Annotated in this window: 23 protein-coding genes; 16 read left to right on the top strand and 7 right to left on the bottom strand. The window is 69.0% G+C overall.

All coding sequences use genetic code 11. The features are described 5' to 3' along the window. Positions 1 to 92 precede the first annotated feature (92 nt). The 7 genes from IAI59_RS01515 to IAI59_RS01545 all read left to right on the top strand — a co-directional run bounded on the left by IAI59_RS01515 (position 93) and on the right by IAI59_RS01545 (position 8743). The gene (locus IAI59_RS01515) at positions 93 to 1736 is read left to right on the top strand and encodes an amidohydrolase (protein ID WP_207419404.1); all 1644 of its coding nucleotides are present in this window, start codon (positions 93 to 95) and stop codon (positions 1734 to 1736) included. Positions 1737 to 1739: 3 nt separating this feature from the next. Then, positions 1740 to 2681: an ABC transporter permease gene (locus IAI59_RS01520; protein WP_207419405.1), complete on the top strand. Its 942-nt coding sequence runs from the start codon at positions 1740 to 1742 to the stop codon at positions 2679 to 2681. Between the two features lie 2 nt (positions 2682 to 2683). Continuing rightward, positions 2684 to 3577: an ABC transporter permease gene (locus IAI59_RS01525; protein WP_207419406.1), complete on the top strand. Its 894-nt coding sequence runs from the start codon at positions 2684 to 2686 to the stop codon at positions 3575 to 3577. 61 nt (positions 3578 to 3638) lie between these two features. Continuing rightward, complete coding sequence (locus IAI59_RS01530) at positions 3639 to 5231, top strand: ABC transporter substrate-binding protein (protein WP_207419407.1); 1593 nt, start codon at positions 3639 to 3641, stop codon at positions 5229 to 5231. A gap of 22 nt (positions 5232 to 5253) precedes the next feature. Beyond that, entirely contained in the window at positions 5254 to 6687 is a 1434-nt protein-coding gene (locus IAI59_RS01535) for an amidohydrolase family protein (RefSeq protein WP_207419408.1), read from the top strand. Continuing rightward, the gene (locus IAI59_RS01540; RefSeq protein WP_207419409.1) at positions 6687 to 7682 is read left to right on the top strand and encodes an ABC transporter ATP-binding protein; all 996 of its coding nucleotides are present in this window, start codon (positions 6687 to 6689) and stop codon (positions 7680 to 7682) included. The genes IAI59_RS01535 and IAI59_RS01540 overlap by 1 nt, the downstream gene beginning before the upstream one ends. Continuing rightward, the gene (locus IAI59_RS01545; protein ID WP_207419410.1) at positions 7679 to 8743 is read left to right on the top strand and encodes an ABC transporter ATP-binding protein; all 1065 of its coding nucleotides are present in this window, start codon (positions 7679 to 7681) and stop codon (positions 8741 to 8743) included. Before IAI59_RS01540 ends, IAI59_RS01545 begins: the two co-directional genes overlap by 4 nt. Positions 8744 to 8764: 21 nt before the next feature. On the opposite strand, the gene yghU is transcribed toward IAI59_RS01545, so the two are convergent. The 3 genes from yghU to IAI59_RS01560 all read right to left on the bottom strand — a co-directional run bounded on the left by yghU (position 8765) and on the right by IAI59_RS01560 (position 11580). Then, positions 8765 to 9622: a glutathione-dependent disulfide-bond oxidoreductase gene (yghU, locus tag IAI59_RS01550; RefSeq protein ID WP_207419411.1), complete on the bottom strand. Its 858-nt coding sequence runs from the start codon at positions 9620 to 9622 to the stop codon at positions 8765 to 8767. Positions 9623 to 10171: 549 nt separating this feature from the next. After that, positions 10172 to 10894, bottom strand: coding sequence for an HAD-IA family hydrolase (locus tag IAI59_RS01555; protein ID WP_207419412.1), 723 nt, complete (start codon positions 10892 to 10894; stop codon positions 10172 to 10174). Further along, positions 10891 to 11580 carry a GntR family transcriptional regulator gene (locus tag IAI59_RS01560; protein ID WP_207443829.1) on the bottom strand — a complete coding sequence of 230 codons (690 nt, stop codon included), beginning with the start codon at positions 11578 to 11580 and terminating at the stop codon, positions 10891 to 10893. Before IAI59_RS01560 ends, IAI59_RS01555 begins: the two co-directional genes overlap by 4 nt. Before the next feature lie 150 nt (positions 11581 to 11730). Between IAI59_RS01560 and IAI59_RS01565 the strand changes: the two genes are divergently transcribed. The 9 genes from IAI59_RS01565 (at position 11731) to IAI59_RS01605 (ending at position 20960) form a co-directional block, all read left to right on the top strand. Further along, positions 11731 to 12438, top strand: coding sequence for a GntR family transcriptional regulator (locus tag IAI59_RS01565; protein WP_207419414.1), 708 nt, complete (start codon positions 11731 to 11733; stop codon positions 12436 to 12438). 36 nt (positions 12439 to 12474) lie between these two features. Beyond that, positions 12475 to 13443: a D-2-hydroxyacid dehydrogenase gene (locus tag IAI59_RS01570; RefSeq protein ID WP_237181174.1), complete on the top strand. Its 969-nt coding sequence runs from the start codon at positions 12475 to 12477 to the stop codon at positions 13441 to 13443. 24 nt (positions 13444 to 13467) lie between these two features. Next, a complete protein-coding gene (locus IAI59_RS01575; RefSeq protein WP_207419415.1) occupies positions 13468 to 13818 on the top strand; it encodes a RidA family protein in 351 nt (116 codons plus the stop codon). 10 nt (positions 13819 to 13828) lie between these two features. After that, positions 13829 to 15052: a pyridoxal phosphate-dependent aminotransferase gene (locus tag IAI59_RS01580; protein WP_207419416.1), complete on the top strand. Its 1224-nt coding sequence runs from the start codon at positions 13829 to 13831 to the stop codon at positions 15050 to 15052. Continuing rightward, on the top strand, positions 15049 to 16704 hold the full coding sequence (locus IAI59_RS01585) for a thiamine pyrophosphate-binding protein (RefSeq protein WP_207419417.1): 1656 nt from the start codon (positions 15049 to 15051) through the stop codon (positions 16702 to 16704). Before IAI59_RS01580 ends, IAI59_RS01585 begins: the two co-directional genes overlap by 4 nt. After that, a complete protein-coding gene (locus tag IAI59_RS01590) occupies positions 16701 to 17966 on the top strand; it encodes an NAD(P)/FAD-dependent oxidoreductase (protein WP_207419418.1) in 1266 nt (421 codons plus the stop codon). The genes IAI59_RS01585 and IAI59_RS01590 overlap by 4 nt, the downstream gene beginning before the upstream one ends. A 77-nt stretch (positions 17967 to 18043) precedes the next feature. Then, entirely contained in the window at positions 18044 to 19090 is a 1047-nt protein-coding gene (locus tag IAI59_RS01595) for an amino acid ABC transporter substrate-binding protein (protein WP_336512611.1), read from the top strand. Positions 19091 to 19098: 8 nt separating this feature from the next. Further along, complete coding sequence (locus tag IAI59_RS01600) at positions 19099 to 19860, top strand: aspartate/glutamate racemase family protein (protein WP_207419420.1); 762 nt, start codon at positions 19099 to 19101, stop codon at positions 19858 to 19860. Positions 19861 to 19976: 116 nt separating this feature from the next. Beyond that, complete coding sequence (locus IAI59_RS01605; protein WP_207419421.1) at positions 19977 to 20960, top strand: Bug family tripartite tricarboxylate transporter substrate binding protein; 984 nt, start codon at positions 19977 to 19979, stop codon at positions 20958 to 20960. Between the two features lie 136 nt (positions 20961 to 21096). On the opposite strand, the gene IAI59_RS01610 is transcribed toward IAI59_RS01605, so the two are convergent. From IAI59_RS01610 to nikB, 4 genes are read right to left on the bottom strand one after another with little or no spacing between them, the layout of a single operon-like run. After that, entirely contained in the window at positions 21097 to 21918 is an 822-nt protein-coding gene (locus IAI59_RS01610) for an ABC transporter ATP-binding protein (protein ID WP_207419422.1), read from the bottom strand. After that, positions 21915 to 22676 (bottom strand): ATP-binding cassette domain-containing protein, encoded by a 762-nt coding sequence (locus IAI59_RS01615; RefSeq protein WP_207419423.1) that lies wholly within the window; start codon positions 22674 to 22676, stop codon positions 21915 to 21917. Before IAI59_RS01615 ends, IAI59_RS01610 begins: the two co-directional genes overlap by 4 nt. After that, complete coding sequence (gene nikC, locus IAI59_RS01620; RefSeq protein WP_207419424.1) at positions 22673 to 23488, bottom strand: nickel ABC transporter permease subunit NikC; 816 nt, start codon at positions 23486 to 23488, stop codon at positions 22673 to 22675. Before nikC ends, IAI59_RS01615 begins: the two co-directional genes overlap by 4 nt. Next, a complete protein-coding gene (gene nikB, locus IAI59_RS01625) occupies positions 23485 to 24423 on the bottom strand; it encodes a nickel ABC transporter permease subunit NikB (RefSeq protein ID WP_207419425.1) in 939 nt (312 codons plus the stop codon). Before nikB ends, nikC begins: the two co-directional genes overlap by 4 nt. Between the last annotated feature and the right edge of the window lies 1 nt (position 24424).

Raw genomic sequence — 24424 nt, forward strand, 5'->3', positions numbered from 1 at the left:
CGCACGGCAAGGGATGTGATTGCCCCGCGTTCTGGGGGAATGGATCATGATCGTCGCCACGCCGGCCTCGCGCCAAAGACGGACCTACGCCGGTGGACGCTGATCTGATCCTTCACGGCGGCCGCGTGTTTCGTGGCCTGGAGAATGGCTGCGCGGAGGCGCTGGCGGTCAAGGACGGCCGGGTGCTGGCGGTGGGCACGGAAGCGGAGGTGGAAGCCCATGCCGGCCCCGCGACGCGCCGCGTCGACCTCGGTGGCCGGCTGGCGACGCCGGCACTGAACGAGGCGCATATGCACCTTCTGTCCTACGGCCTCGGCCTCAGCCAGGTGAACCTGCGCGCCGAGCAGGTGCGCACGCTGGACGAGGTGCTCACGCGCGTTGCCGCCGCCGCCGAAACCACGCCCAAGGGCGAATGGATCCTGGGGCGCGGCTACGATCACGGCGCGCTGGATATCGGCCGCCACCCCACGGCGGCCGAACTGGACCGCGCGGCACCCGACCATCCGGTGTTCCTGACCCGCACCTGTGGCCATGTGGGGGTCGCCAATTCCGCCGCCATGCGGCTCGCCGGCATCGGCCACAACACGCCGGACCCCGAGGGCGGCGCCATCGAGCGCAAGGATGGGCAGCTCACCGGGCTGTTCCAGGAACGCGCCATGCGGTTGCTGCGCGACATCATGCCGCCGCCGTCCGAGGCCGCCATGGTGGCGGCCATCGATGCCGCCGGGCGCAACCTCGCCGCGCTGGGCTTTGCCTCCGCCAGCGACATGAACGTGGGCATGACGGCGGGGCTGGCCGAGATCGCCGCCTATCGCCGCGCCGAAAGCGAGGGCGTGCTGCACCAGCGCATGTGGCAGGTGCTGGCGGGCAATCCCGAGGGTATCGCCAAGGATGCGTGGGAGCAGGGCCTGCGCCCCGGCATCGCCGCCGGCGCGACCGCCGACGCGCTGCTGGCCTGGGGCGCGGTCAAGGTGTTCGGCGACGGCTCCGCCGGCGGGCTGACGGCGGCCTTCTTCGAGCCGTATCTGGAGGCCGTCGGCGGCGGCACTGGTATCTTCTGCTTCCCCGACGAGACCATGCAGCGCCTGCTGGCGGAATACCACGCGCAGGGCTGGCAGCTCGACATCCACGCGATCGGCGACGCCGCCATCGAGCAGGTGCTGGTGGCCATGGAGCAGGCGGAGCGCGACGACGCGCCGCTGGCCGGCCGCCGCCACCGCGTCGAGCACTGCGGCTTCGTGACCCCCGCGCAGCGGCGCCGCATGCTGCGCCACGGCATCCTGCCCGTGCCGCAGCCGGTGTTCCTGTATGAGTTCGGCGACCTGTACCTTCGCAACCTCGGTCCCGCGCGCAGCGAGCATTCCTACCCGATGCGCACCTGGCTGCGGGAAGGGCACCACCCGGCCGCCTCCTCCGACAGCCCGGTCTGCACGGTGGACCCGTTCATCAACCTTTTCACCATGGTCACGCGCCAAACCAACCAGGGCACCGTGATGGGTGCCGAGGAAGCGCTGACGCCGGCCGAGGCCTTGCACTGCTACACCTGGTGCGGCGCCTTCACGCAGTTCGCGGAAGCCGAGCGCGGCACGCTGGAGCCGGGCATGCAGGCGGACATCGCCGTGTTCTCGCGCGACCTGCTGGCCTGCGCGCCGGAGGAGATCCTGGGCACGGAAGCGGACCTCACCCTGCGCGGCGGCACCGTCATCTTCGACCGCCACGGCGCGCTGGCTGCCTGAGCCATGCTGCGCCACATCCTGCAGCGCCTGCTGCTCACGGTTCCCGTCATGCTCGGCGTGCTGCTGGTTGGCTTCCTGCTCATGCAGGTGGTGCCGACCGATCCCGCCATCGTCCGCGCCGGCCCCACGGCCTCCGCCGAGATCGTCGCCGAGATCCGCCGAGAGCTGGGGCTGGACGAGCCGCTTTACTACCAGTTCGGCATCTATCTGTGGCGGCTGCTGCAGGGCGACCTCGGCGTATCCATCATCAACAACGTGTCCGTGGTGCATGAGCTCGGTGCCACCATCGGCCCGACGTTGGAGCTGATGTTCGCCTCGCTGTTCTGGTCCATCCCCACCGGCATCGCACTCGGCACCGTGGCCGCCTATTGGCGCGGCTCGCTGCTGGACCGCTTCGTCACCGCGCTGTCGGTCGCGGGTGGCTCCGTGCCGGTGTTCTTTCTCGGGCTGATGCTGATCTGGTTTGTCGGCTTCCAGTGGCAGTGGCTGCCCTTCACCGGCCGCGGCGGGCCGCTGTGGACGCTGGAAGGCTGGCAGTCCGTGGCGCTGCCGGCGCTGACGCTGGGCGGCGTGTTCATCGCCCCTGTGGCGCGCATGACCCGTGCGGCCGTGCTGGAAACGCTGGGCGCCGAGCACGTACGCACCGCCCGCGCCAAGGGGCTGGCCGAGGGCACGGTGGTGGTGCACCACGCGCTGCGCAATGCCCTGATCCCGGTGGTGACGCTGATCGGCCTGCAGATCGGCTTTCTGCTGGGCGGCGCCGTGGTGACGGAAACCGTGTTTTCCTGGCCCGGCGTCGGGCGGCTGGCGGTGGGCGCCATCCTGTCCTCGGACTTTCCCATGGCCCAGGGCACCATCATCGTGCTGTCGCTGGGCTTCATCCTGATCAACCTGCTGGTCGACATGCTCTACGTCGCGCTCGACCCGCGCATGCGGGGGCATTGAGCATGAGCGCCCAGGCCACGAACGCCGCGACGGCTGCGGCCGCCCCGGCGCCCACCATGCCGCGCCGCCCCGGCCTGCTGCGGCGCCTGTTGCGTGAGCCGGTGGCCGCCTTTGCCGGCGCCCTGGTGCTGGCGCTGGTGCTGGCCGCTGTGTTCGCCCCCTGGCTGGCGCCGACCGACCCCTTCGACAACGACCTGGCCAACGCCATGGCGGTGCCCGGCACCCCCGGCCTGCCGCTCGGTGCCGACAGCCAGGGGCGCGACCTGATCACCCGCCTGTTGTTCGGCCTGCGGGCCACCATGCTGATGGGGCTGGCGGCGGTGCTGCTGGGCGGCGGCGGCGGCGCGCTGATCGGCTTCTGCGCCGCCTATTACCCGCGCATCGACGGGCTGCTGATGCGGCTGATGGACGTGCTTCTGTCCTTTCCCGCCATCCTGTTCGGCCTCGCCATCGCGGCCATCTTCGGCCCCGGCATGCCGGCGGTGATCCTGGCGCTGTCGGTGGCCACCGTGCCGCTGATGGCGCGCATCGTGCGCGGCAACGCGCTGGTGGTGATGCGCCAGGACTACATCGAGGCCGCGCGCGCCACCGGGATGGGCGACGGGCGGCTGATGCTGCGCCACCTCGCGCCCAATTGCCTGTCGCCGATCTTCGTCTTCGCCACGCTGCGCTTCGGGCAGGTGATTCTGCTCGGCTCCGCGCTGTCCTTTCTCGGCCTCGGCGCGCAGCCGCCGGTGGCCGAGCTCGGCGCCATGGCCTCCGAGGGCCGCAACTTCCTGTTCTTCGCGCCGCACATCGCAGTCATCCCCTGCGTGATGATCTTCGTGGTGGTGCTGGCCTTCAACATCCTGGGCGATGCGCTGCGCGATGCGCTGGACCCCAGGCTCCGCGTCTGATCGTCGACTGTCTGAACCCGCAACACGGGCCCCGAACCGGGCCGCTGGGAGAACGGTGACCATGAGCAAGACCCTGAAGGCCGCGCTGCTGTCGCTGGCCGTGCTGGCGCCCGCGTCAGAGGCCCTGGCGCAGGCCGCGCCGCGCGACACGCTGGTGGTGCTGCGCGAATACGACGCCGACCGCTACGACCCGCACCGCTCCACCGCCCGCAGCGCCGGCGAGGTGGTCTACATGATGAGCGACACGCTGGTGTCGCTGGACTTCGACCAGAAGACCGTGAAGCCCGGCCTGGCCGAGAGTTGGACCGTCAGCGACGACGGCAAGCTCTACACCTTCAAGCTGCGCCAGGACGTCACCTTCTGCGACGGCAAGAAGATGACAGCGGCCGACGTCGCCTATTCCATCAACCGCTGGATCGCGCCGGAAACGCGCAGCCCCGTGCGCTGGCGCGCCGGCCCGGTGAAGGAGGTGCGCGCCGTCGACGACTACACCGTCGAGTACGAGCTGACGCAGCCCTATGGCGAGCTGCTGTACCAGCTGGCCCTGTTCTTCGCGGTGATCATCGACAAGGACAACGTGGAAAAGCTGGGCGCCAACTTCGGCGTGCAGGGCTTCAACGGCACCGGCCCCTATTGCTGGCAGTCCTGGACGCCACGCCAGGACATGGTGCTGACCCGCCACCCCACCTACAACTGGGGTCCGCCGATCTACCGCAACCCGGCGCCGCAGATCGGCAAGGTCATCTGGCGCATCATCCCCGAGGCCAATACGCGCCTCGCCGCGTTGCAGACCGGCCAGGGTGACATCACGCAATACGTGCCGCCCTTCGCGGTCGCGCAGTTGCAGCGGGTGCCGACGGTGCGCGTCAGCACCCAGCCCAACTACTTCTGGGACTACTTCCTGGGCTTCAAGGTGGACAAGCCCGTGGTCAACGACCCGGCCATCCGCCGCGCCGTCAACATGGCGGTGAACCGCGACGCGGTGGTCAAGGCGGTGTTCTTCGGCGCCGCCGAGCCGGCCGACGGCTACCTCAACCCCAACACGCTGGGCTATGACGCCGAGGCCGCCAAGCTGGTGCCGGGCTTCGACCCCGAGGCCGCCAAGAAGCTGCTGGACGAGGCCGGCTGGGTTGTGGGCAGCGACGGCGTGCGCGCCAAGGGCGGCGAGCGTGCCTCCTTCAACGTCTACGGCATCCAGTCCGCCGAATGGCGCCGCATGACGGAAGCGATGCAGGCCGACCTGCGGCGCGTGGGCATCGAGATGCGCATCCAGCTGTGGGATGCCACGGTCGCCTGGGGCAAGCTGGCGACGCAGGAGTTCGACAGCTTCGTGATGTCCTACCCCTATATCTCGGCGACCGACGGCCTGGCGCTGTATTTCGACGGCCGCAGCCGGCCCACGCCCAACCGCATGAACTGGAACGACAGCGAGACCGACCGGCTGATCGATGTCGCCAAGAGCGACCTGGACCCGGCCAAGCGCGCCGAGGCCATCGCGCATGTGCAGCGCATCGTGGCGCAGAACAACGTGTGGCTGCCCATCGCGCGGGAGAACCTCTACCTCGCCGCCTCGACCCGGGTGGAAGGTGCCCGCGCCCACGGCATCTACGGCGCCGGGCTGTACCGCGGCCTCGACCTGCGGCTGACGCGCTGAGCAGCCGGAAGGAAACAGGGACATGACCACCACCGTCATCCGCAACGCCGACCTGGTGATTGCCTGGGACGCGGCCGAGCAGCAGCACACCTACCTGACCGACGCGGAGGTGGCCTATAGCGACGGCAAGATCACCTTTGTCGGCCGGGGCTATGATGGCCCGGCCGACGAGGTGCTGGACGGCAAGGGTATGATGGTCATGCCCGGGCTGGTGAACATCCACTGCCACCCGTCCAGCGAGCCGATGAACAAGGGGCTGATCGACGAGATCGGCTCGCCCGGCCTGTATAATTCCTCGCTCTACGAATACATGCCGATCTTCCGCACCGATGCCGAGGCAGTGCCATCCTGCGTGCGCGTCGCGCTGTCGGAGCTCTTGCTGTCCGGCGTCACCACGGTGGCCGACCTATCCATGTCGCACCCCGGCTGGCTGGACCTGCTGGCCGAAAGCGGCATGCGCGTCTGCATCGCGCCGATGTTCCGCTCCGCCCGCTGGTTCACCAAGAACGGCCATGTGGTGGAATATGAATGGGATGAGCAGGCCGGCGAGAAGTCGATGGGCGAGGCCTTCTCGCTGATCGAGCGCGCGGAGCAGCATCCCTCGGGCCGGCTGTTCGGCATGGTGGTGCCGGCGCAGATCGACACCTGCTCCGAAACGCTGCTGCGCGACAGCTTCGCGGAATCCCGCATGCGCGGCCTGTCCTGGCAGATCCACGCGGCGCAGAGCGTGGTGGAGTTCCACGAGATCACCCGCCGCAGCGGCCTGACGCCGATCGGCTGGCTGGACAGCATGGGGCTGCTGTCCGAGCGCTCGATCATCGGCCACGGCATCTTCCTGGACGACCACCCCAGCACCCGCTGGCACACCGAGAACGACCTGGACCGGCTGGCCGACACCGGCACCACCGTGGCGCATTGCCCGACGGTGTTCGCGCGGCGCGGCATCGCCATGAAGTCCTTTGGCCGCTATCGCAAGCGCGGCGTCAACATGGGCGTGGGCACCGACACCTATCCGCACAACATGCTGGATGAGCTGCGGCTCGTCTCCTACCTCGCCCGCACGCAGTCGGGCGACCCGCGCAGCCTGTCCTCCACCGACCTGTTCGACGCGGCGACCATTGGCGGCGCCAAGGCGCTGAATCGCGAGGACATCGGCCGCCTGGCCCCCGGCTGCCGCGCCGACTTCGTGATGGTGGACGTGACGCACCCGCAGATGCGCCCGTCCCGCGACCCGATGCGCAGCCTGATCTACGCCGCCGGCGACCGCGCCATCCGCTCCGTGCACGTGGACGGGCAGATGCTGGTCAAGGACGGCAAGGTGCTGACCATGGACTACGAGGGTGCCGCCGCGCATCTGGATGAGGCGCAGAAGCGCATCGTCGCCCGCGCGCCGCAGCAGGACTGGGCGCACCGCCCGGTGGACAAGATCTCCCCTCCCACCTTCCGTTGGGCCTGATGAGCACGGACCTGCTGCGCGTCGAGGGGCTGCGCACCGTCTTCAAGACTTCGGCCGGGCTGGTCCGGGCGGTGGATGGCGTCGACCTTTCCGTGCCGCGCGGCAAGACGCTTGGCATCGTCGGTGAAAGCGGCTGCGGCAAGTCCATGCTGTCGCTGTCCATCATGCGGCTGGTCCCCTCCCCCGGCCGCACGGTGGAAGGCCGGGTGCTTTTGGACGGGCGCGACCTGCTGGCGCTGCCGGCGCGCGAGATGCGGCAGGTGCGCGGCGGGCAGATCGCCATGATCTTCCAGGAACCGATGACCAGCCTGAACCCGGTGCACAGCATCGGCCGCCAGCTGGTGGAGGCGATGCGCGTGCATTCGCCAGGACTTTCCACCGCCGCCTTCCGCGACAAGGCGATCGCCGCCCTGAAGCGGGTGCGCATCCCCTCGCCCGAGCGGCGCTTCGAGGAATATCCGCACCAGCTTTCGGGCGGCATGCGGCAGCGGGTGATGATCGCCATGGCGCTGGCCTGCGAGCCGCGCCTGTTGATCGCCGACGAGCCAACCACGGCGCTGGACGTGACGGTGCAGGCGCAGATCCTCGACCTGTTGCGGGAGTTGCAGTCGGAGACGGGGATGTCGATCATCCTGATCACCCACGACCTCGGCGTGATCGCCGAGATGGCCGACGAGGTGGCGGTGATGTACGCCGGCAAGGTGGCCGAGCGCGCCACCGCGCGTGAGTTGTTCGAGGACCCTCAGCACCCCTACACCCTTGGCCTGCTCGGCTCCGTGCCGCGGCTGGACGAGGACCGCGAGCGGCTGCTGGCAATCGATGGCTCGGTGCCACCGCCCTTCGCCTTTCCGCCCGGCTGCCGTTTCAACCCGCGCTGCCCCTTCGCCATCGCGCCCTGCCGCGCCGAGCTGCCGGTGCTGCGCGAGATCACGCCCGGCCACGCCGCCGCCTGCCTGCGCGCGCCGGTCGAGCTTTCCCTGGGGAACGCGGCATGAGCCGGCTGCTGGAGGTCGAAGGTCTGGCCAAGCACTACCCCGTGAAGAAAGGTGTGGTGCTGCAGAAGACAGTAGGCGCGGTGCGTGCCGTGGACGGGGTGTCCTTTCACCTGGACCGTGGCGAGACGCTGGCGCTGGTGGGCGAATCCGGCTGCGGCAAGTCCACCACCGCGCGGCTGGTGTTGCGGCTGATCGAGCCTTCCGCCGGGCGGCTGCGCTTTGACGGGCAGGACGTGACGGATGTCACCGGCAGCGCCATGCGGCTGCTGCGGCGGCGCATGCAGATCGTCTTCCAGGACCCCTATGCCAGCCTGAACCCGCGCATGACCGTGGGCGACGCCATCGCGGAGCCGATGGTGGTGCACGGGCTGGGCAATGCCGCCAGCCGTCGCGCCAAGGTGCGCGAGCTGCTGTCGCTGGTCGGGCTGCAGCCCTTCCATGCCGAGCGCTACCCGCACGAATTCTCCGGCGGCCAGCGGCAGCGCATCGGCATCGCCCGCGCGCTGTCGGTGGAGCCGGATCTGGTGGTGTGCGACGAGCCGGTATCCGCGCTGGATGTTTCCATCCAGGCGCAGGTGGTCAATCTGATGAAGGACCTGCAGCAGCGGCTCGGCCTGTCCTACCTGTTCATCGCCCACGACCTGGCGGTGGTGAAGCACATGGCGGACCGCATCGCCGTGATGTACCTGGGCGCCATCATGGAAACCGGGCCCAAGGGGGCGCTGTTCGCCACGCCGCGCCACCCCTATACACGCGCGCTGCTGGCCGCCATCCCGCACCCTGACCCCGCACGGCGCGGCCGGGTCACGCCGCTGGGGGGCGACGTGCCCAGCCCCATGGCGGTGCCGCCCGGCTGCCGCTTCCACACCCGCTGCCCTTTCGCGCAGGAGCGCTGCCGCGCCGAGGTCCCCGCGCTGCGCCTGCTGGGCGAAGGACAGCAGGTGGCCTGCCACTTCTCCGAAAGCCTGCCCGATGCGGGGCTGGACTACACGGGCGGGCTGACCGAGGCGGCGTCCCGCCGTTTGGCGCTGTACGACGCCGCGCGGCGCCGGGCGGCCTGAGGCTGGCCGGCGCCGAGGCCCTCAGACGCCCAGCGCCGCGAAGTCCGCGGCGTCGTGCCGCTCGCGAAGCTGGCGGGCGGGGTCACCATTGACCTTGTTGACCATGGCGCCCCGCTTCACGGCGGGGCGGCCGCCCACCAGCGCGGTCCAGCGCTGCAGGTTGCGGTACTCGCCCACCTGCAGGAACTCACCGGCGGCGCCATAAAGCTCGCCCTTGGCCAGCAGCCCGTACCAGGGCCAGATGGCCATGTCGGCCACGGTGTAGTTCGCACCCGCGATGTATTCGCTGTCCGCCAGCCGCCGGTCCAGCACGTCGAGCTGCCGCTTGGCTTCCATGGCGAAGCGGTTGATCGGGTATTCCAGCTTTTCCGGCGCATAGGCGTAGAAATGTCCGAAGCCGCCGCCCAGGAACGGCCCGCTGCCTACCTGCCAGAACAGCCAGGACAGGCATTCCGCCCGCGCGGCGCCGTCTTTCGGCAGAAAGGCGCCGAACTTCTCGGCCAGGTGCACCAGGATGGCGCCGGATTCGAAGATGCGCACGGGCGCCAGGCCGCTGCGATCCACCATCGCCGGGATCTTGGAGTTGGGGTTGATCGCCACGAAGCCGCTGCCGAACTGGTCGCCCTTGCCGATCTCGATCAGCCAGGCGTCGTATTCGGCGCCACTGTGGCCGGCGGCCAGCAGCTCCTCCAGCATGATGGTGACCTTCACGCCGTTGGGGGTGCCGAGCGAGTAAAGCTGCAGCGGATGGCGCCCGACCGGCAGTTCCTTGTCGTGCCGCGCGCCGGCGGTGGGCCGGTTGATGCCGGCGAAGGCGCCACCGTTCTGCTGGTCGTCCACCCAGACCTTGGGCGGCGTGTAAGCGGAAGCGTTGCTCATCTGGTGTCTCCTATCGGCTGCCGACGACGCCGCCGCCGGTTGGCGAAGGCATCCTGGCCTGCGCCATGGTAGGCACCGAGGGGGCCGGCCTCCACCCCCCGCCGGATGTCATCCCGGTGAAGTGCAGGCGATCCGCCAGGATCCGTCCCGTGCCCCGTACGCCCGGGCCCATGGAACGGCCTTGCCTTTGAGGCGTTCTCCGCATGTCAAAGGCAGAGGAAGACGATGATGGCCGATCACCCGCCCGAAGGTCCGAAAGCCCGCTTCACGAGCGAGCAGGCCACACAGGGATACGTTCCCAAACCCCCCTCGCCGCAGGATTTGGACGTTGTTTCCGAAGCCCAGGCACAGATCACGGACGAGTGGACGGGCGACGGCCCCGAACAAGACACACCGTCATCGAAGCCATAGGCGAATGAGATAGGCTTTCGGACGGCGGGAGAACCAGCGGCGGCTCTTTCATGAGCCAGCCGCTGCCGTTTTTAGATTCCCCGGAGGTGGGCCGAATGCGTCGATATCAACTGGCCTGTTGGGCCTTGCCCCTCATCGTCACATGATCGCATCGGCAAACGCCGCCATGGAGGGCACACGTGCGATAGGCACGGCCGTGTTGGCAATCGTGGCACCGGTCCCGCGCTTGCCATGCCGCCGATCGACCCAGACCGTCGGGATGCCAAAGCGTGACGCCGGATCCACGTCGTGATGGCGGCTTTGGGCGACGTGCAGAATACTCTCCTTTGGGTAACCCCTCGCGGCTAACTCGGCGATAGCGGTCTCGAAATGGGGTGCGGCCGGCTTGTAGGATCCGACACGTTCAGCCGTGACGGTGAGGAGGAAGGGTACCTCCAACAGCCGCAGGCTCCGCAAAAGCGATGCCTCATCCACATTCGACAGGATGGCCAGCGCGAACCGGCCGAAAAGGCGGCGCAACGCCGCGACCGTATCCGGAAAGGGCGGCCAATCCCCGGCCGAAGCTGCAAACGCCGCGCACTGGTCCGGACTGTCTGGAAGCCCGAAGGTGGCGGCCACGTCGCCCCAGGTACGGGACAGGACTTCCGGATAGAGAAGCGTCGGGCGGGTCTGCTGATGCCTCGCCTGATGGAGCGCGAAGGCGCTGAGCAGCAGATCGTCCGGGATATCGGAGCGTGCTGCCACGGCAAGCCATGGGCGCACCAGGGCGAGGATCCCTGATTCCCAATCGATAAGGGTGCCGTAGCAATCAAAGGTGAGGATACGCCTGCCGGTGGCATCCACCCGGTTGTCGAAGGTCATGTGATCTCCTGCTTCCCCAGCCAGGCGTCGACACGGGCGCGCGCTTCTTCGACTTGGTCCGCGTTGAGCTCCGCCGCGGCTTCTCCCTGGCCGCGCCGGGCGAGGGTGAGCAGCTCGCGGTGCGAGGCAACCCAGCCGTAGGACAGGCCGGCGGCGGTCCAGGCGGGGAGGAGGTAGCGGGACACCGCGACATGCAGGCTCTCGATCTGGGCCAGGACGCGGGGCCGCGCGGCACGGTGCATCAGAACACGATGGAAACGCCAATGCAGTTCGGACTGCTCGATCGGATTTCCCTGCGCCTCATCCGCCGCAGCCAGCAGGGCGGCCGCGTGATCGATATCATCGGTTGCTAGGCAAGGGATCGAAAGCCGCAGCGCGTGGGCCTCCAGCATCGTGCGGAGTTCCGTGAGCTCCCGAAGGTCATCAGGATCGGTGGGGGCGACGATGATACCGCGGTGACGGTTCACCACCAGAAGCCCTTCTCCCGTCAGGACCTGCAAGGCTTCCCGCACCGGGGCACGGCTTGTGCCGAAGTGGCGCGCGAGGTGATCCTGCTTGAGTTGGGCCCCTGCCGGCAGGCGGCCCGTCAGAATGCCGTCGCGCAGGGTGGCGGCCACCGCATCGGAAAACGAGCGGGTGGCTGTGACGTGGAGGGACGCCAGATTGTCCAGGGATACGGCCAGCATAAGGATATCTTCGGCGATGTTTCGATTTTCGACAATCGAAATTATTAGCAACAAGCGTGGCAGCCGGCTTAGATTCTAAGCGGCCAACGCATCCGAATCTGATATGCAAAAGTGTATTCACTTATGCCGTAGGAGTGGTATCCAAGAGTTATGGATGAGGCACAGCCGGCCCGCTCTGCGGATCGAATCTATGAACGGGTCAAGGCGATGGCCTGCACCTACCGCCTTTCCCCCGGCGGGCGGGTCAACGAGGTCGAGCTGGCGCGGCAACTGGGTGTCAGCCGGACACCGCTGCGAGAAGCCCTGAACAGGCTCTCGTCCGAGGGCTTCCTGGTTCCGACGCTGAACAAGGGCTACCATGTGCGGCCCCTCAATCCGGCTGAAATCCTTGCGCTCTACGAGTTCAGGGCAACCCTCGAGGTGGGCAGCCTTTACCTGGCCTGCGAACGCGCCACCGATGATGCGCTCGGCGGGCTGGAGGCATTTGCTCGGCAAAGCCGCGATGAGCCGGATGAAGATGCGCGCGCCCTGCGCCTGCTCCATCTCGATGAGCAGTTTCATGAGCGCCTCGCCATTCTGTCGGGAAACGATGAATTTACGCGCGCCATACGCGCCACCAATGAACGCATCCGGTTCGTCCGTTGGATCGACATGCAGGATCGCCGTGCCGGCACGCAGGACGAGCACCTGACCATTCTGCGCCACCTGAGGTCACGCGATGCCACGGCGGCGGGGGCGCTGATGCGACAGCACATCAGTCGCCGCCTCGATCAGATCACTGACGTCATCCGTATCAGCTATGGCGAGATCTACACCGGCAATGCGCTGGCGGCGCATGTGCTCGGAGACGCCGCCTAGCTGCCGCCCGCCCCAAACTTCTGGAGATCAAGATCCGTGTTTCCGGCATCCAAAGACCTGACGATCCTGTTTGCCCATCCCGCCTATCAGATGCAGCAGCGCTTCGAGGCGCGCGGGACCGGCGTGCCGTGCGCCCAGGTGACGTCGCGCGAGGATCTGGCGGCGCGGATCGGCACCGCCGACGTGGTGGTGGTTTCGGGCCTGTGGGACAACGCGCTGCTGGAGCGGGCCCCGAAGCTGCGCTTCGTCCAGTCCATCAGCGCCGGCGTCGATCAGTATGGGCAGGACGCCTTCCGCGCGAAGGGCGTGCGCCTCGCCAGCGCGCAGGGCGTCAACGCCAATGCGGTGTCCGAGCACGCCATGGCGCTGATCCTGGCCGCCGCCCGCCTGCTGCCGCAGGCACGCGACAATCAGGCCAAGCACCACTGGCGGCCGATGATCGGCGAGATCGCGCAGCGCGAGGATGAACTGGGCGGCAAGACGCTGCTCGTCGTCGGGCTGGGACGTATCGGCGGGCGGCTGGCCCGGCTGGCGAAGGCTTTTGACATGCGGGTCATCGGCCTGCGCCGGGACCCCGCCGCCGGGGCGGAAGGCGCCGACGAGGTGCATGCCATCGGAAGCCTGCGGGACTGGCTGCCGCAGGCCGATATCGTGGCCCTTACCTGCCCGCTCACGCCCGAGACCACCGGCCTGATCGACGCTGCCGCATTGGCGGCGATGAAGCCCACCGCGCGGCTGGTGAATGTCGCCCGTGGCAAGGTGGTGGACGAGAACGCCCTTGTGGCCGCGCTGCGGGAAGGCCGCATCGCCGGCGCGGCGCTGGACGTGACGGTGCAGGAGCCGCTGCCGCAGGCCTCGCCGCTTTGGGACCTGCCCAACGTGTTCATCACCCCCCACAGCGCCGGCGAAACCCAGCGCTACGAGGACAATGTCATCGACATTCTGCTGGAGAACCTCGGCCGCCTGCAGCGTGGCGAGGCGCAGCTCCGCAACCAGATCGTCTGACCGTCTGCGCAAGGATCATGGATCATGACCACCATCACCCGCCTGGACCAGAATGCCCGCCGCTCGCGCGCAGTGGTGCATGGCGACACGGTCTACCTCGCCGGCCATACCGCCGATGACTGCACAGCCGACATCGCCGGGCAGACCCGCCAGGTGCTGGCCAAGATCGACGAGATGCTGGCTGCGGCCGGGAGCGACAAGTCGAGGCTGCTGAACGTCACCATCTGGTTGGCCGACATGGCCGATTTCGCCGCCATGAATACGATCTACGACGCCTGGGTGGTGCCGGGCGAGACCCCCGCCCGCTGCTGCGGCGCGGTGACCTTGGCCCGGCCGGATATCCGGGTCGAGATCATGGTCGTGGCCGCGCGCTGAGCAGACGGCGATGAACACCGCCGCCCTCCCCAGCCTCCGCCCCGCGCGCCGCATCGCGGGGATCGGGGTATCGGAGATCCTGGCCATCGGTGCGCGGGCGGCCCAGCTTCGCCGGAAGGGGCGGCCGGTCATCGTGCTCGGCGCCGGCGAGCCAGACTTCGACACGCCCGACAACGTCAAGGACGCCGCCATCGCCGCCATCCGGGCGGGTGCCACCAAGTACACGGTGCTGGATGGCACGGCGGAGCTGAAGGCGGCGGTATGTGCCAAGCTCCGCCGGGAAAACGGCCTGGACTACGCGCCGGCGGAGATCACGATTGGCACCGGTGCCAAGCAGGTGATCCACAATGCCCTGATGGCGACGCTGGATGAGGGCGACGAAGTCGTCATCGCAGCGCCCTACTGGACCTCCTATGCCGACATGGTGACCATCGCGGGCGGAGTGCCCGTGCCGGCCGCCGGGCAGGAGGAAAACGGCTTCCGCCTGGAAGCAGCGGTGCTGGAGCGCACCATCACCCCGCGCACGCGCTGGCTGATGCTGAACTCTCCGTCCAATCCCACCGGCGCGGCCTATTCGCCCGGCGATTACCGGCCCATCCTCGACGTCCTTCTGCGCCACCCGCAGGTCTGGCTGATGACGGACGAGATCTACGAGCACCTCTGCTACGGCAACTTTGCCGCCGCCTCGCCTGTGGCGCTGGAGCCGGCGCTCCGGGAGCGGGCGCTGATCGTGAACGGGGTTTCGAAGAGTTACGCGATGACGGGCTGGCGCATCGGCTACGGTGCCGGGCCTGAAGCCCTGATCCGCGCCATGGCCATCGTGCAAAGCCAGAGCACCTCCAATCCTTGCTCCATCTCCCAGGCCGCCGCCGTCGAGGCGTTCAATGGTCCTCAAAATCTGCGGGCCGATCGCCGGGCATCGTTTCTGCACCGCCGGGACCTGGTGGTGGAAGCGCTGAACGCCATTCCCGGCATCACCTGCCGCCGGCCGGAAGGCGCCTTCTATGCCTTCGCGGGCTGCGCCGGCGTGATCGGCCGCACCACGCCCGCCGGCACCGTGCTGTCCACCGATGCTGATTTCTGCCGTTACCTGCTGGAGGATCATGACGTGGCCGTCGTTCCCGGCTCCATCTTCGGCCTGGCGCCGTATTTCCGCGTTTCCTATGCGACGGCGGAAGCCGAACTTCGCACCGCCATGACGCGCATCGCCCGCGCGGTCGAGGTGTTGCGGTGAACGCCCCCCGCACCGGCGGCCAGATCCTGGTCGACCAGCTCGTGGCCCAGGGCGTGGGCCGCGTCACCTGCGTGCCGGGCGAAAGCTACCTCGCGGTCCTGGACGCGCTGCACGATGCCAGCATCGATGTGATCACCTGCCGCGCGGAGGGCGGCGCCGCCATCATGGCCGAGGCCGAGGGCAAGCTGACCGGCCGCCCCGGCATCTGCATGGTGACGCGCGGCCCGGGTGCCACCAATGCCTCCTGCGGCGTGCATATCGCGATGCAGGATTCGACGCCGATGATCCTGTTCGTGGGCCAGGTGGCACGCGACATGCGCGAGCGCGAAGCCTTCCAGGAACTGGATTATCGCGCCGTCTTCGGCACCATGGCGAAGTGGGCCACCGAGATCGACAGTGCCGACCGCGTGCCGGAGATCGTGTCCCGCGCCTTTCACGTGGCCATGCAGGGCCGCCCCGGCCCGGTGGTGATCGCATTGCCCGAGGACATGCTAACCGAGATGGCCAGCGTCGCCGATGCCCCGCGCGTGCAGCCCGCCCTCGCCGCTCCCGCCGAGGCCGATCTGCAGGCGCTGGCCGGGCTTTTGAGCGAGGCCCGCAAGCCATTGGTGATCCTCGGCGGCTCGGGCTGGGATGCGGCGGCCGTGGATGCCATGGCCACCTTCGCCGACAACTGGTCGCTGCCCGTCTGCACCTCCTTTCGCCGGACAGACCGGTTCCGGTGGGACCACCGCTGCTATGTCGGTGACCTGGGCATAGGCCCCTCTCCCGGCCTTGCCACGATGGTGCGCGAGGCCGACCTGCTTCTGCTGCTTGGCGGCCGCATGTCGGAGATGCCCTCGGGGTCCTACAGCCTGCTGGACATCCCCGTTCCAAAACAGAAGCTGATCCACCTCCACCCCGGCGCCGAGGAGCTGGGCCGCGTTTATGCGCCGGCACTTGCCATCCAGTCCTCGCCACGACGTTTCGCCCCCGCCCTGGCCATGCTCTCGCCCAACGCTGCACCGGCCTGGTCGGCGGACATCGAGGCCCGGCACGCTGCCTACCTGGAGTGGTCCGGCACGCCCCGCAGCCTGCCCGGCCGCTTTCAATACGGCGAGATCATCCGCTGGCTGAACGATCGCCTGCCCGGCGACACCATTCTGTGCAACGGAGCCGGCAATTTCGCGGGGTGGATGCACCGGCACTGGCGGTTTTCCCAGCTCGGCACACAACTGGCGCCGACCTCGGGCTCCATGGGCTACGGGGTGCCCGCGGCGATCATGGCCAAACGGCATGCGCCCGGCGCCGTGGCACTCGCCATCGCCGGCGACGGCGACTTCCTGATGACGGGCCAGGAATTCGCGACCGCCGTGCAGCACGACATCCCGGTGCTCATCATCGTGATCGACAATGGCATGTACGGCACCATCCGCATGCACCAGGAGCGCGATTATCCCGGTCGCATCTCCGCCACCCGCCTCAGGAACCCGGACTTCGCGGCCTACGCGAATGCCTTCGGCGGGCATGGGGAAACGGTGTGGGACACGGCGGAGTTCGCGCCGGCGTTCGAGCGTGCGCTGGCCTCCGGCAGGCCCGCCATCCTGCATTGCTTTCTGGACCCACGCGCCCGCTCGGTCGGCCGCGACATGCCGGAAGGACAGCCGCTGTGAACCGCCATGTCGCCGTCATCGGCGCGGGCATCGAGGGTGCCGCCAGCGCCATCGAGCTGCTGCGGGCAGGGCACCGGGTCACGATCCTGGAGCCGGGCATGCCCGGCGGCGAACAGGCCGCCAGCTATGGCAATGCGGGGTGGCTGTCGTCTCATTCCGTGCTGCCGCCGAGCGGGCCGGGATTGTGGAAGCAGGTGCCGGGCTTCATCGCCGATCCTCTGGGACCCTTGGCGATCCGCTGGCCACACCTGCCGCGCTCCGCGCCGTGGCTGCTGCGATACCTGGCGGCAGGCTGGACGGAGGAGCGCGTGCGGGGGATCGCCGCGGCATTGCGGCCGCTTCTGAAAGATTCGCCGGTCCTGCACGGCGCCTTGGCGCGCGAGGCGGGGGTACCCGGGCTGATCGAGCACAAGGGCTTGATGAACGCTTGGCACGCGCGCGCCGGCTTCGAGGGAGAGGCCATGGGCTGGCGCATCCGTCGCCAGCTCGGCATCTCCTGGACCGAGGTCGAGGGTGCGGCGCTGCGGGACATGGAGCCGGACCTCGACCCCGCCTATACCTTCGCGGTGCTGACGGAGGAGGCGGGGCGTTGCCTGGCGCCCGGCCGCTACATTGCCGCACTCGTCGCGCATGCCCAGCGGGGCGGCGCAGCCCTGCGCCCCGTCGCCGCCAGCGGCCTGCGGCTGGAGGGGGAAAGCCTGCGCGGCGTGGCCCTGGCCGATGGCAGCATGCTGGACTGTGACGCGGCGGTGATCTGCTGCGGCATCCGCTCCGCACCGCTGGCGGCCCAGGCGGGTGACCGGGTGCCGCTGCAAACGGAACGCGGTTACCACGTCATGCTGCAGGGCGCCTCGGTCGGCCCGCGCCACTCCGTCAGCCTGGGCGCCGCCAAGATGGTGGTCAACAGCATGCAGGACGGGCTGCGCACCGCCGGGCAGGTGGAGATCGCCGCGACCGATGCCCCGCCGGATTGGCGGCGCGCCGAGATCCTGCGCGATCATCTGCTGCGCTCCTTTCCGGGCCTGCCGCGGCCCTTCCCGGAGGAGCGGGTGAAGCTCTGGATGGGCCATCGGCCCAGCACGCCGGACGGGCTGCCCTGCCTGGGTCCGTCCCGCCGCAGCCCGCATGTCGTGCATGCCTTCGGCCACGGCCATGTCGGGCTGGTGGCCGGTGCCCGCACCGGGCGCCTCGTCGCGCAGCTTCTGTCCGGTCAGCCACCGGAGATCCCACTCGCCCCCTTTTCCGCGGCTCGCTTCCGATGAGCTGAGGTGGCACCGGATTGACCCTGAGACCGCATCACAGCGGCGGGGTGTCACGTACACGGCCCTCAATCTTTCAGGTGAAGGCGATCATGACGAAGACACTTCTTTCTCTTCTTGCTGGCTGCGCCGGACTGGCGCTGGCAGCTCTCGCCCCGCCAGCGCAGGCGCAGGGATCCGGCTCCGCCACCATCGATGCCATCAAGGCCCGCGGTGCGCTGGTCTGCGGCACCTCGGCGGACCTGCCCGGCTTCGCGGTGTTGAACGAGCGCGGCGAATACCGCGGCCTTTACACGGATTTCTGTCGTGGCGTCGCCGCTGCCCTGCTGGGCGATGCCAACAAGGTCCGCTTCGTCGCCACCACTTACGCGAACCGGCTGACGGCCCTGCAGACAGGTGAAATCGACATCCTGTCCTCCAACACCACGTGGACACAGCCCCGGGAAGCTTCCCTCGGCCTGCTCTTCACCGGCGTCCTGTTCTATGACGGGCAGGGCTTCATGGTTGCAAAGAAGCTGGGCGTGACATCAATCCGGGAACTCGATGGTGCCAGCGTCTGCGTGCAGCCCGGCACCACGACCGAGAAGAACCTCGCGGACTTCTTCCGCGCCAGCAACATGAAGCTGAATCCGGTGGTGATCGAGAGCGTCGAGGAGATCCGCAACGCCATGACCGGCGGGCGGTGCGATGCATTCACCGTGGGCACCAGCACCCTCGCGGCCTTTCGGGCCGGGCTGGGCTCCCGGGCCGATGATTTCATCGTCCTGCCGGAGCTGATCAGCAAGGAGCCGCTGGGCCCCGTGGTGCGCAAGGGCGACGACAAGTTCTTTGACCTGGTCCGCTGGACGCAGAATGCCATGCACCTGGGCGAGGAATTCGGCATCACCAGGGAAAACATCGGCCAGCACATGAACGACCCGCGCCCCGACGTGCAACGCCTGCTGGGCGTCAGCGGCGACTTTGGCACGCCAATGGGCGCGCCCGTCGGCTGGGCTGCCAACATCCTCCGCCAGGTCGGCAACTACGCCGAGATCTGGGACCGCAACGTGGCCCCCATGGGCCTGCCGCGCGGCCGCAATACCCTCTACACCGAAGGCGGCTTGCAATACGCGCCGCCGGTCCGCTGAGGCTCACCATGACCACATCCCTTCCCCCCGTGCTGCCGCAGCGCCGCGGCGTCGCCAAAGGCGGCAAGGCCGTCTATGGCGTGCCGCTGGGCATCCTGATGCTCGAAGCGCGCTTTCCGCGCATCCCGGGCGATATGGGCAATGGCACCACCTGGCCTTTTCCCGTGATGTACCGCGTGGTGCGCGGCGCCAGTCCGGAGAAGGTGGTGCTGAACGGCGCCGATGGCCTGATGCAGGACTTTCTGGACGCTGCGGCGGACCTGGTACGCCTGGGGGCCGAGGCCATCACCACCAATTGCGGGTTCCTTTCGCTGTTCCAGAAGGAGCTGGCCGCGCATGTCGGCGTGCCGGTGGCGACCAGCAGCCTGATGCAGGTGCCCTGGGTGCAGGCCATGCTGCCGCCGGGCAAGCGGGTCGGCATCGTGACCGTGTCCGGCTCGACCCTGACGCCCCGTCACCTCGAAGCCGCCGGCGTGTCGCTCGACATCCCTGTCGCGGGCACGGAAAACGGCCGTGAGTTCTTTCGCGTGCTGATCAAGGCCGAGAAGGACGACATGGATGTCGATCTGGCGGAGCAGGACATCCTGGAGGCCGGGCGTGACCTGGTGACGCGGCACCCGGACGTTGGCGCGATCGTGCTGGAATGCACCAACATGCCACCATACGCCGCGGCATTGCGGCGGGAGGTCGGCCTGCCGGTCTATGACATTTATTCCATGGTCAACTACTTCCATGCCGGGCTGCGCCCCCGCGTGTTCGACGCCCCCTGACCTTCCGGCGTGGGGGAGAAGACAGCGCCTCCACGCCGAAACTGCGCCGTAACCATAAAAAATCATCCTCGCCAGAGATCACCGGCTTCCGCTTGTCCGAGAAAGGATCAGTTCGGATGCTTCGTTCCATCGCCATGCTGCTGGCTCTCACCATGCCTTTCGCGCAGGGACAGGCGCAGGAGGCTGCCTGGCCATCACGGCCCATCACCATCCTGAACGGCTTCCCCAGCGGCGCGGGAACCGACATCTATGCCCGCAAGCTCGCCGAACCCTTGGGCCAGGCGCTGGGTGTTCCCGTTGTGGTGGATAGCCGCACCGGTGCGGGCGGCAACATTGCATCCGACGCAACGGCCAAGGCGCGGCCCGACGGATACACATTCCTGCTGGCAACGGCAGGCACCCATGCGATCAATGCCGCGCTCTACAAGAACCTGAGCTTCGACGCTTTTCGCGATGTCACGCACATCGCCTTGCTCGGCGACGTGCCGAACGTGTTGCTGATCGACCCGAGGCGTTCGCCCAACATCAACACATGCCAGGACCTGATAGCCGCTGCACGCGCGCAGCCGGGGCAGATCAACTACAGTTCCACGGGCAACGGCGCTTCGACCCACCTCACCGCCGTGCAGTTCACCAGCGCAGCCAGGATCGACACGGTCCATGTGCCCTACCGTGGTCAGGGTCCCGCCATGACGGCCCTGTTAGCCGGCGACGTGACATTCTTCTTCAATCAAAGCGGGCCGAGCATCGCAGCCGCGCAGCAAGGCCAGGTCAAAGCCCTTGCCGTGAGCACGGCCCAGCGCCTGCCCGCGCTGCCCGACGTGCCGACCGTGGCTGAAGCCTGCGCGCTGCCAGGCTTCTCCAGCAGCACTTGGTACGGCCCCCTCGCACCGCCCGGCCTATCGGCCTCCATCCAGGCCCGCGTCAGCCAGGAGGTCAGCCGCATCATCGGCCAGCCTTCGTTCCAGGATTGGTTGGTCACGACCCAGGGGATCGCGCCAGCGGCCGACCCGAGCCCGGAAGCGTTCCGCCGGTTGCACCAGCAGGACCTGCTTCGCTGGGCCGAGGTCGTGAAACAATCCGGAGCGACTGTCGACTGAAGCATTGTGATCGCTTGAAAGGGGGCTGCGTCCCCCTTCCCGTTCAGCCTCCTGTGCTTGCGAAAGCATAGAGAACCGGGGCGATCGGCCTCCTTGCCGCCAACGCAGGCGATCGCTTTCCGATAATACCCGGCGTCTAGGGGAGGACAGCGTTCGCGGCCGCGGGCTGCCGCAATGGCCTGGGACCTGGGAGGGCAGGCAGGATCGCCGCCCGCAGGGCTGCCATGGCGGGCGGCACCAGCCCCGGTCCGAACGGGTCCGCGACCTCGATCGGCTGGCCGTCCTGCATGACGTAGCAGCGATCCGCGAAGCCTTTGACCAGCCGCAGGTCGTGGGTGACGAACAGGTAGGCGATGCCCCTGCGACGGCGTAGCTCCCGCAAAAGGCCGAGCACCAGGGCCTGGGTTTCCAGGTCCAGGCTGTTCACCGCCTCATCCAGCAACACCAGCCGCGGTGCGGGCGCCAGGGCGCGGGCGATGCACAGGCGCTGCAACTGCCCCCCGCTGAGGCGGTGGGCGAGACGGTCCAGGAGCGCGGGGTCGAGCCCCACGTCCCGCAGCAGAGCTGTCGCCTGGTCCCGTAACGCCGCCTTGCCTGTGCTTCCGGCGCGCAAGGGCTCGGCGAGCACCTCAAGGCAGGTCAGGCGCGGGCTGGTGGCACCGTGCGGGTCCTGGAACACCGCCTGGATGGCGCGCCGGGTGACGGGTGCGATCCGGCCACGCCGGTCGTGCAGCGGTGCGCCGTCGAAGCGCACGTCACCGGCCCAGGGCCGCTCCAGGCCCAGGGCCAGGCGGCCCAGCGTGCTCTTGCCCGAGCCGGTCGGGCCCAGCAGCGCGACGCATTCGCCGGGCGCGATCTGCAGCGAGGCGTCGCGCAGCACCGACTTCGCCGTGCGGGGGGCGAACAGCCCGCCCTGACGGTAGCCATGGGACACCGCGCGGAGTTCCAGCAGGCTCATGCGTAGAGCGCCAGATGGGCCGCCATCAGCGCCTGGGTGCGCGGATGCGCCGGGTCCTCGAAAAGGCGGCGCACCGGCCGCTGCTCGACGACCTGCCCGGCGTCCATCACCACCACCTGATCCGCCAGCCGGGCGATGACGGAGAAATCATGCGTGACCAGCAGCACGCCCAGCCCGCGCCGCACGACCAGCCGTTCCAGGAGGTCCAGCAACTGTGCCTGCACCACGAGGTCGAGGTCGGTGGTCGGCTCGTCCGCCAGCAGGAAGTCGGGGTCGCGGGCCAGGGCGAGCGCGATCATGATCCGCTGCAGCATGCCGCCGCTGAGCTGCGTCGGATACAGGCCGACGACCGAGGCGGGGTCGCCGAACCCGACTTCCCGCAACAGCTCCAGCATCGCGTCGCGCGCGGCGGCGTCCCGGATGCCGTCGCAGGCCAGGGTTTCGGTGAAGTGCCGCCCGATGGTGACCAGCGGGTTGAAGCCGCCACGCGGTGCCTGCTGCACCAGCCCGACGGTCCTGCCGCGCAGCGCCACGCGGTCGGCGGGGGCATCGTCCAGCGCCACCATCCCGGCCACCTGCCGCACGCCAGGGGGCAGCAGGTCCAGCAGCGCCAGCGTCGTCAGGCTCTTGCCACTGCCGCTGGTGCCGACCAGCCCCAGCACCCGGCCGCGCCGCAGCGTGAGGGACACCCCGCGCACCAGCGCGTGGCCGCCCGCCGCCAGGTGCAGGCCGCCGACGGACAGGCGGCGCGCACTCAATGCACGTGGTCCGGCATGGCGGGGTCCAGCCGGTCGCGCACCGCGTCGCCCAGCAGGTTGAAGCCCACCACGGTCAGCAGGATGGCGGCGCCCGGCAGCACCACCAGCATCGGCGCGGTGCGGAAAAAGGGCCGCGCATCGTTGATCATGATGCCCCATTCGGCGGCGGGTGGCGCCAGCCCCAGGCCGAGAAAGGACAGCCCCGCCACATGCAGCATCCAGTGCCCGAGATCGAGGCTGGCCAGCACCGCCAGCGGCCCGGCCAGCGCGGGCAGCAGGTGGCGCCGCATGATGGCCAGCCGCGACAGCCCGGCCACCTGCGCCGCCGCCACGTAGTCCCGCCCGCGGAGCGTCAGCGTCACGCCGCGCACCAGCCGGGCGTACCAGGCCCAGTGGGACAGCGCGATGGCCACCACCACGTTGGTCAGCCCGGTGCCCAGCGCGCCGATCATGAACAACGCCAGCACCAGCGTCGGCACGGTCATGAAGGCGTCGCAGACACGCATCAGCAGGGCATCCACGGCACCGCCCAGCAGCCCCGCCACCATGCCCACCGCGCAGCCCAGCGTCAGCACCAGCGCCAGAATGGCCGCCACGGCCGCGAAGGACGCCCGCGCGCCCCAAAGCAGGCGTGACAGCAGGTCGCGCCCCAGATGGTCGGTTCCCAGCCAGTGGCCGGCGGAAGGCGGCAGCAGGCGCCGGGACAGATCGGTCAGCGCCGGATCATGGGGCGCGAGCCAGGGCGCGAGGATGGCGGCGGCGAGCATGGTGGCGACCAGCCCGACGGCCAGGGGAACGGCGATGCGCCTCACGCCGCGCGCTCCAGGCGGATGCGCGGATCAAGCCAGGCGTAGAGCAGGTCAACCAGCAGGTTGCACAGCACAAAGACCGCGGTCATCACCACGATGAAGCCCTGCAGCACCGGATAGTCCCGGTTGCCGATGGCCAGCAGCGCCCAGCGGCCGAGGCCGGGCCAGCCGAACACCGTCTCCACCACCATGGCGCCGCCCATCAGCTCGCCCAGGTGCAGGCCGATGGCGGTCAACGGCGGCACCATGGCGTTCAGCACGATGTGACGCCCCAGCAGCGTGCGCGCGGGCAGGCCGCGGGCGCGGGCGAAGCGCAGATGCGCCTCCCCCAGCACGCCGAGCACGGAAGCGCGCACGAGCCGCAGCATGACGCTGGCGGACATGGCGGCGGTGGCCAGGGCGGGCAGGATGATGCTGGCGGGCCCGTCCCGCCCGACGGCGGGCAGCCAGCCCAGCGTGACGGCGAAGAAGAGCACCAGCAGGAAGCCCAGCCAAAAGTTCGGCACCGACACGCCGAGAAAGCTGATGACCCGCGTCAGATGGTCCGGCCAGCGGTCCCGGTGCAGCGCCGCCCAGATGCCCAGCGGCACGCCCGCCAGGATGGTGACCAGCATGGCCGTGCCCGCCAGTTGCAGGGTGGCGGGCAGGTAGTGCGCGATCTCCTCCGCCACCGGACGCCCGGTGAACCAGGACACCCCGAGGTCGCCGCGCAGCGCCGCGGCCAGCCAATGGAAGAACTGCACCAGCAAAGGCTGGTCCAGCCCGAGCTGCTGCCGCGCCACCGCCAGCGCGGCATCGGTGGGCGGGATCTGCGCCAGGCGCAAGTAGTCCAGCACCGCGTCGCCGCGCCCCAGCCGCAGCATGGCGAAGAAGCCGAAGGAGACGATGAGCAACAGCGGCAGCAGCGTTGCCAGCCGTCGCAGGACGAAGCCAGCCACG

The sequence above is a fragment of the Roseomonas haemaphysalidis genome (assembly GCF_017355405.1).
In the GTDB taxonomy this organism is placed as follows: Bacteria; Pseudomonadota; Alphaproteobacteria; order Acetobacterales; family Acetobacteraceae; genus Pseudoroseomonas; species Pseudoroseomonas haemaphysalidis.

Bases quoted from the DNA above. Each gene is read 5' to 3' on its own strand.
- IAI59_RS01525 (WP_207419406.1), top strand. From the start codon at position 2,684: ATGAGCGCCCAGGCCACGAACGCCGCGACGGCTGCGGCCGCCCCGGCG.
- IAI59_RS01545 (WP_207419410.1), top strand. From the start codon at position 7,679: ATGAGCCGGCTGCTGGAGGTCGAAGGTCTGGCCAAGCACTACCCCGTG.
- IAI59_RS01565 (WP_207419414.1), top strand. From the start codon at position 11,731: ATGGATGAGGCACAGCCGGCCCGCTCTGCGGATCGAATCTATGAACGG.
- IAI59_RS01540 (WP_207419409.1), top strand. From the start codon at position 6,687: ATGAGCACGGACCTGCTGCGCGTCGAGGGGCTGCGCACCGTCTTCAAG.
- IAI59_RS01605 (WP_207419421.1), top strand. From the start codon at position 19,977: ATGCTTCGTTCCATCGCCATGCTGCTGGCTCTCACCATGCCTTTCGCG.
- IAI59_RS01520 (WP_207419405.1), top strand. From the start codon at position 1,740: ATGCTGCGCCACATCCTGCAGCGCCTGCTGCTCACGGTTCCCGTCATG.
- IAI59_RS01610 (WP_207419422.1), bottom strand. From the start codon at position 21,918: ATGAGCCTGCTGGAACTCCGCGCGGTGTCCCATGGCTACCGTCAGGGC.
- IAI59_RS01580 (WP_207419416.1), top strand. From the start codon at position 13,829: ATGAACACCGCCGCCCTCCCCAGCCTCCGCCCCGCGCGCCGCATCGCG.
- IAI59_RS01555 (WP_207419412.1), bottom strand. From the start codon at position 10,894: ATGACCTTCGACAACCGGGTGGATGCCACCGGCAGGCGTATCCTCACC.
- IAI59_RS01600 (WP_207419420.1), top strand. From the start codon at position 19,099: ATGACCACATCCCTTCCCCCCGTGCTGCCGCAGCGCCGCGGCGTCGCC.
- IAI59_RS01575 (WP_207419415.1), top strand. From the start codon at position 13,468: ATGACCACCATCACCCGCCTGGACCAGAATGCCCGCCGCTCGCGCGCA.
- yghU (WP_207419411.1), bottom strand. From the start codon at position 9,622: ATGAGCAACGCTTCCGCTTACACGCCGCCCAAGGTCTGGGTGGACGAC.
- IAI59_RS01535 (WP_207419408.1), top strand. From the start codon at position 5,254: ATGACCACCACCGTCATCCGCAACGCCGACCTGGTGATTGCCTGGGAC.
- IAI59_RS01560 (WP_207443829.1), bottom strand. From the start codon at position 11,580: ATGCTGGCCGTATCCCTGGACAATCTGGCGTCCCTCCACGTCACAGCC.
- IAI59_RS01530 (WP_207419407.1), top strand. From the start codon at position 3,639: ATGAGCAAGACCCTGAAGGCCGCGCTGCTGTCGCTGGCCGTGCTGGCG.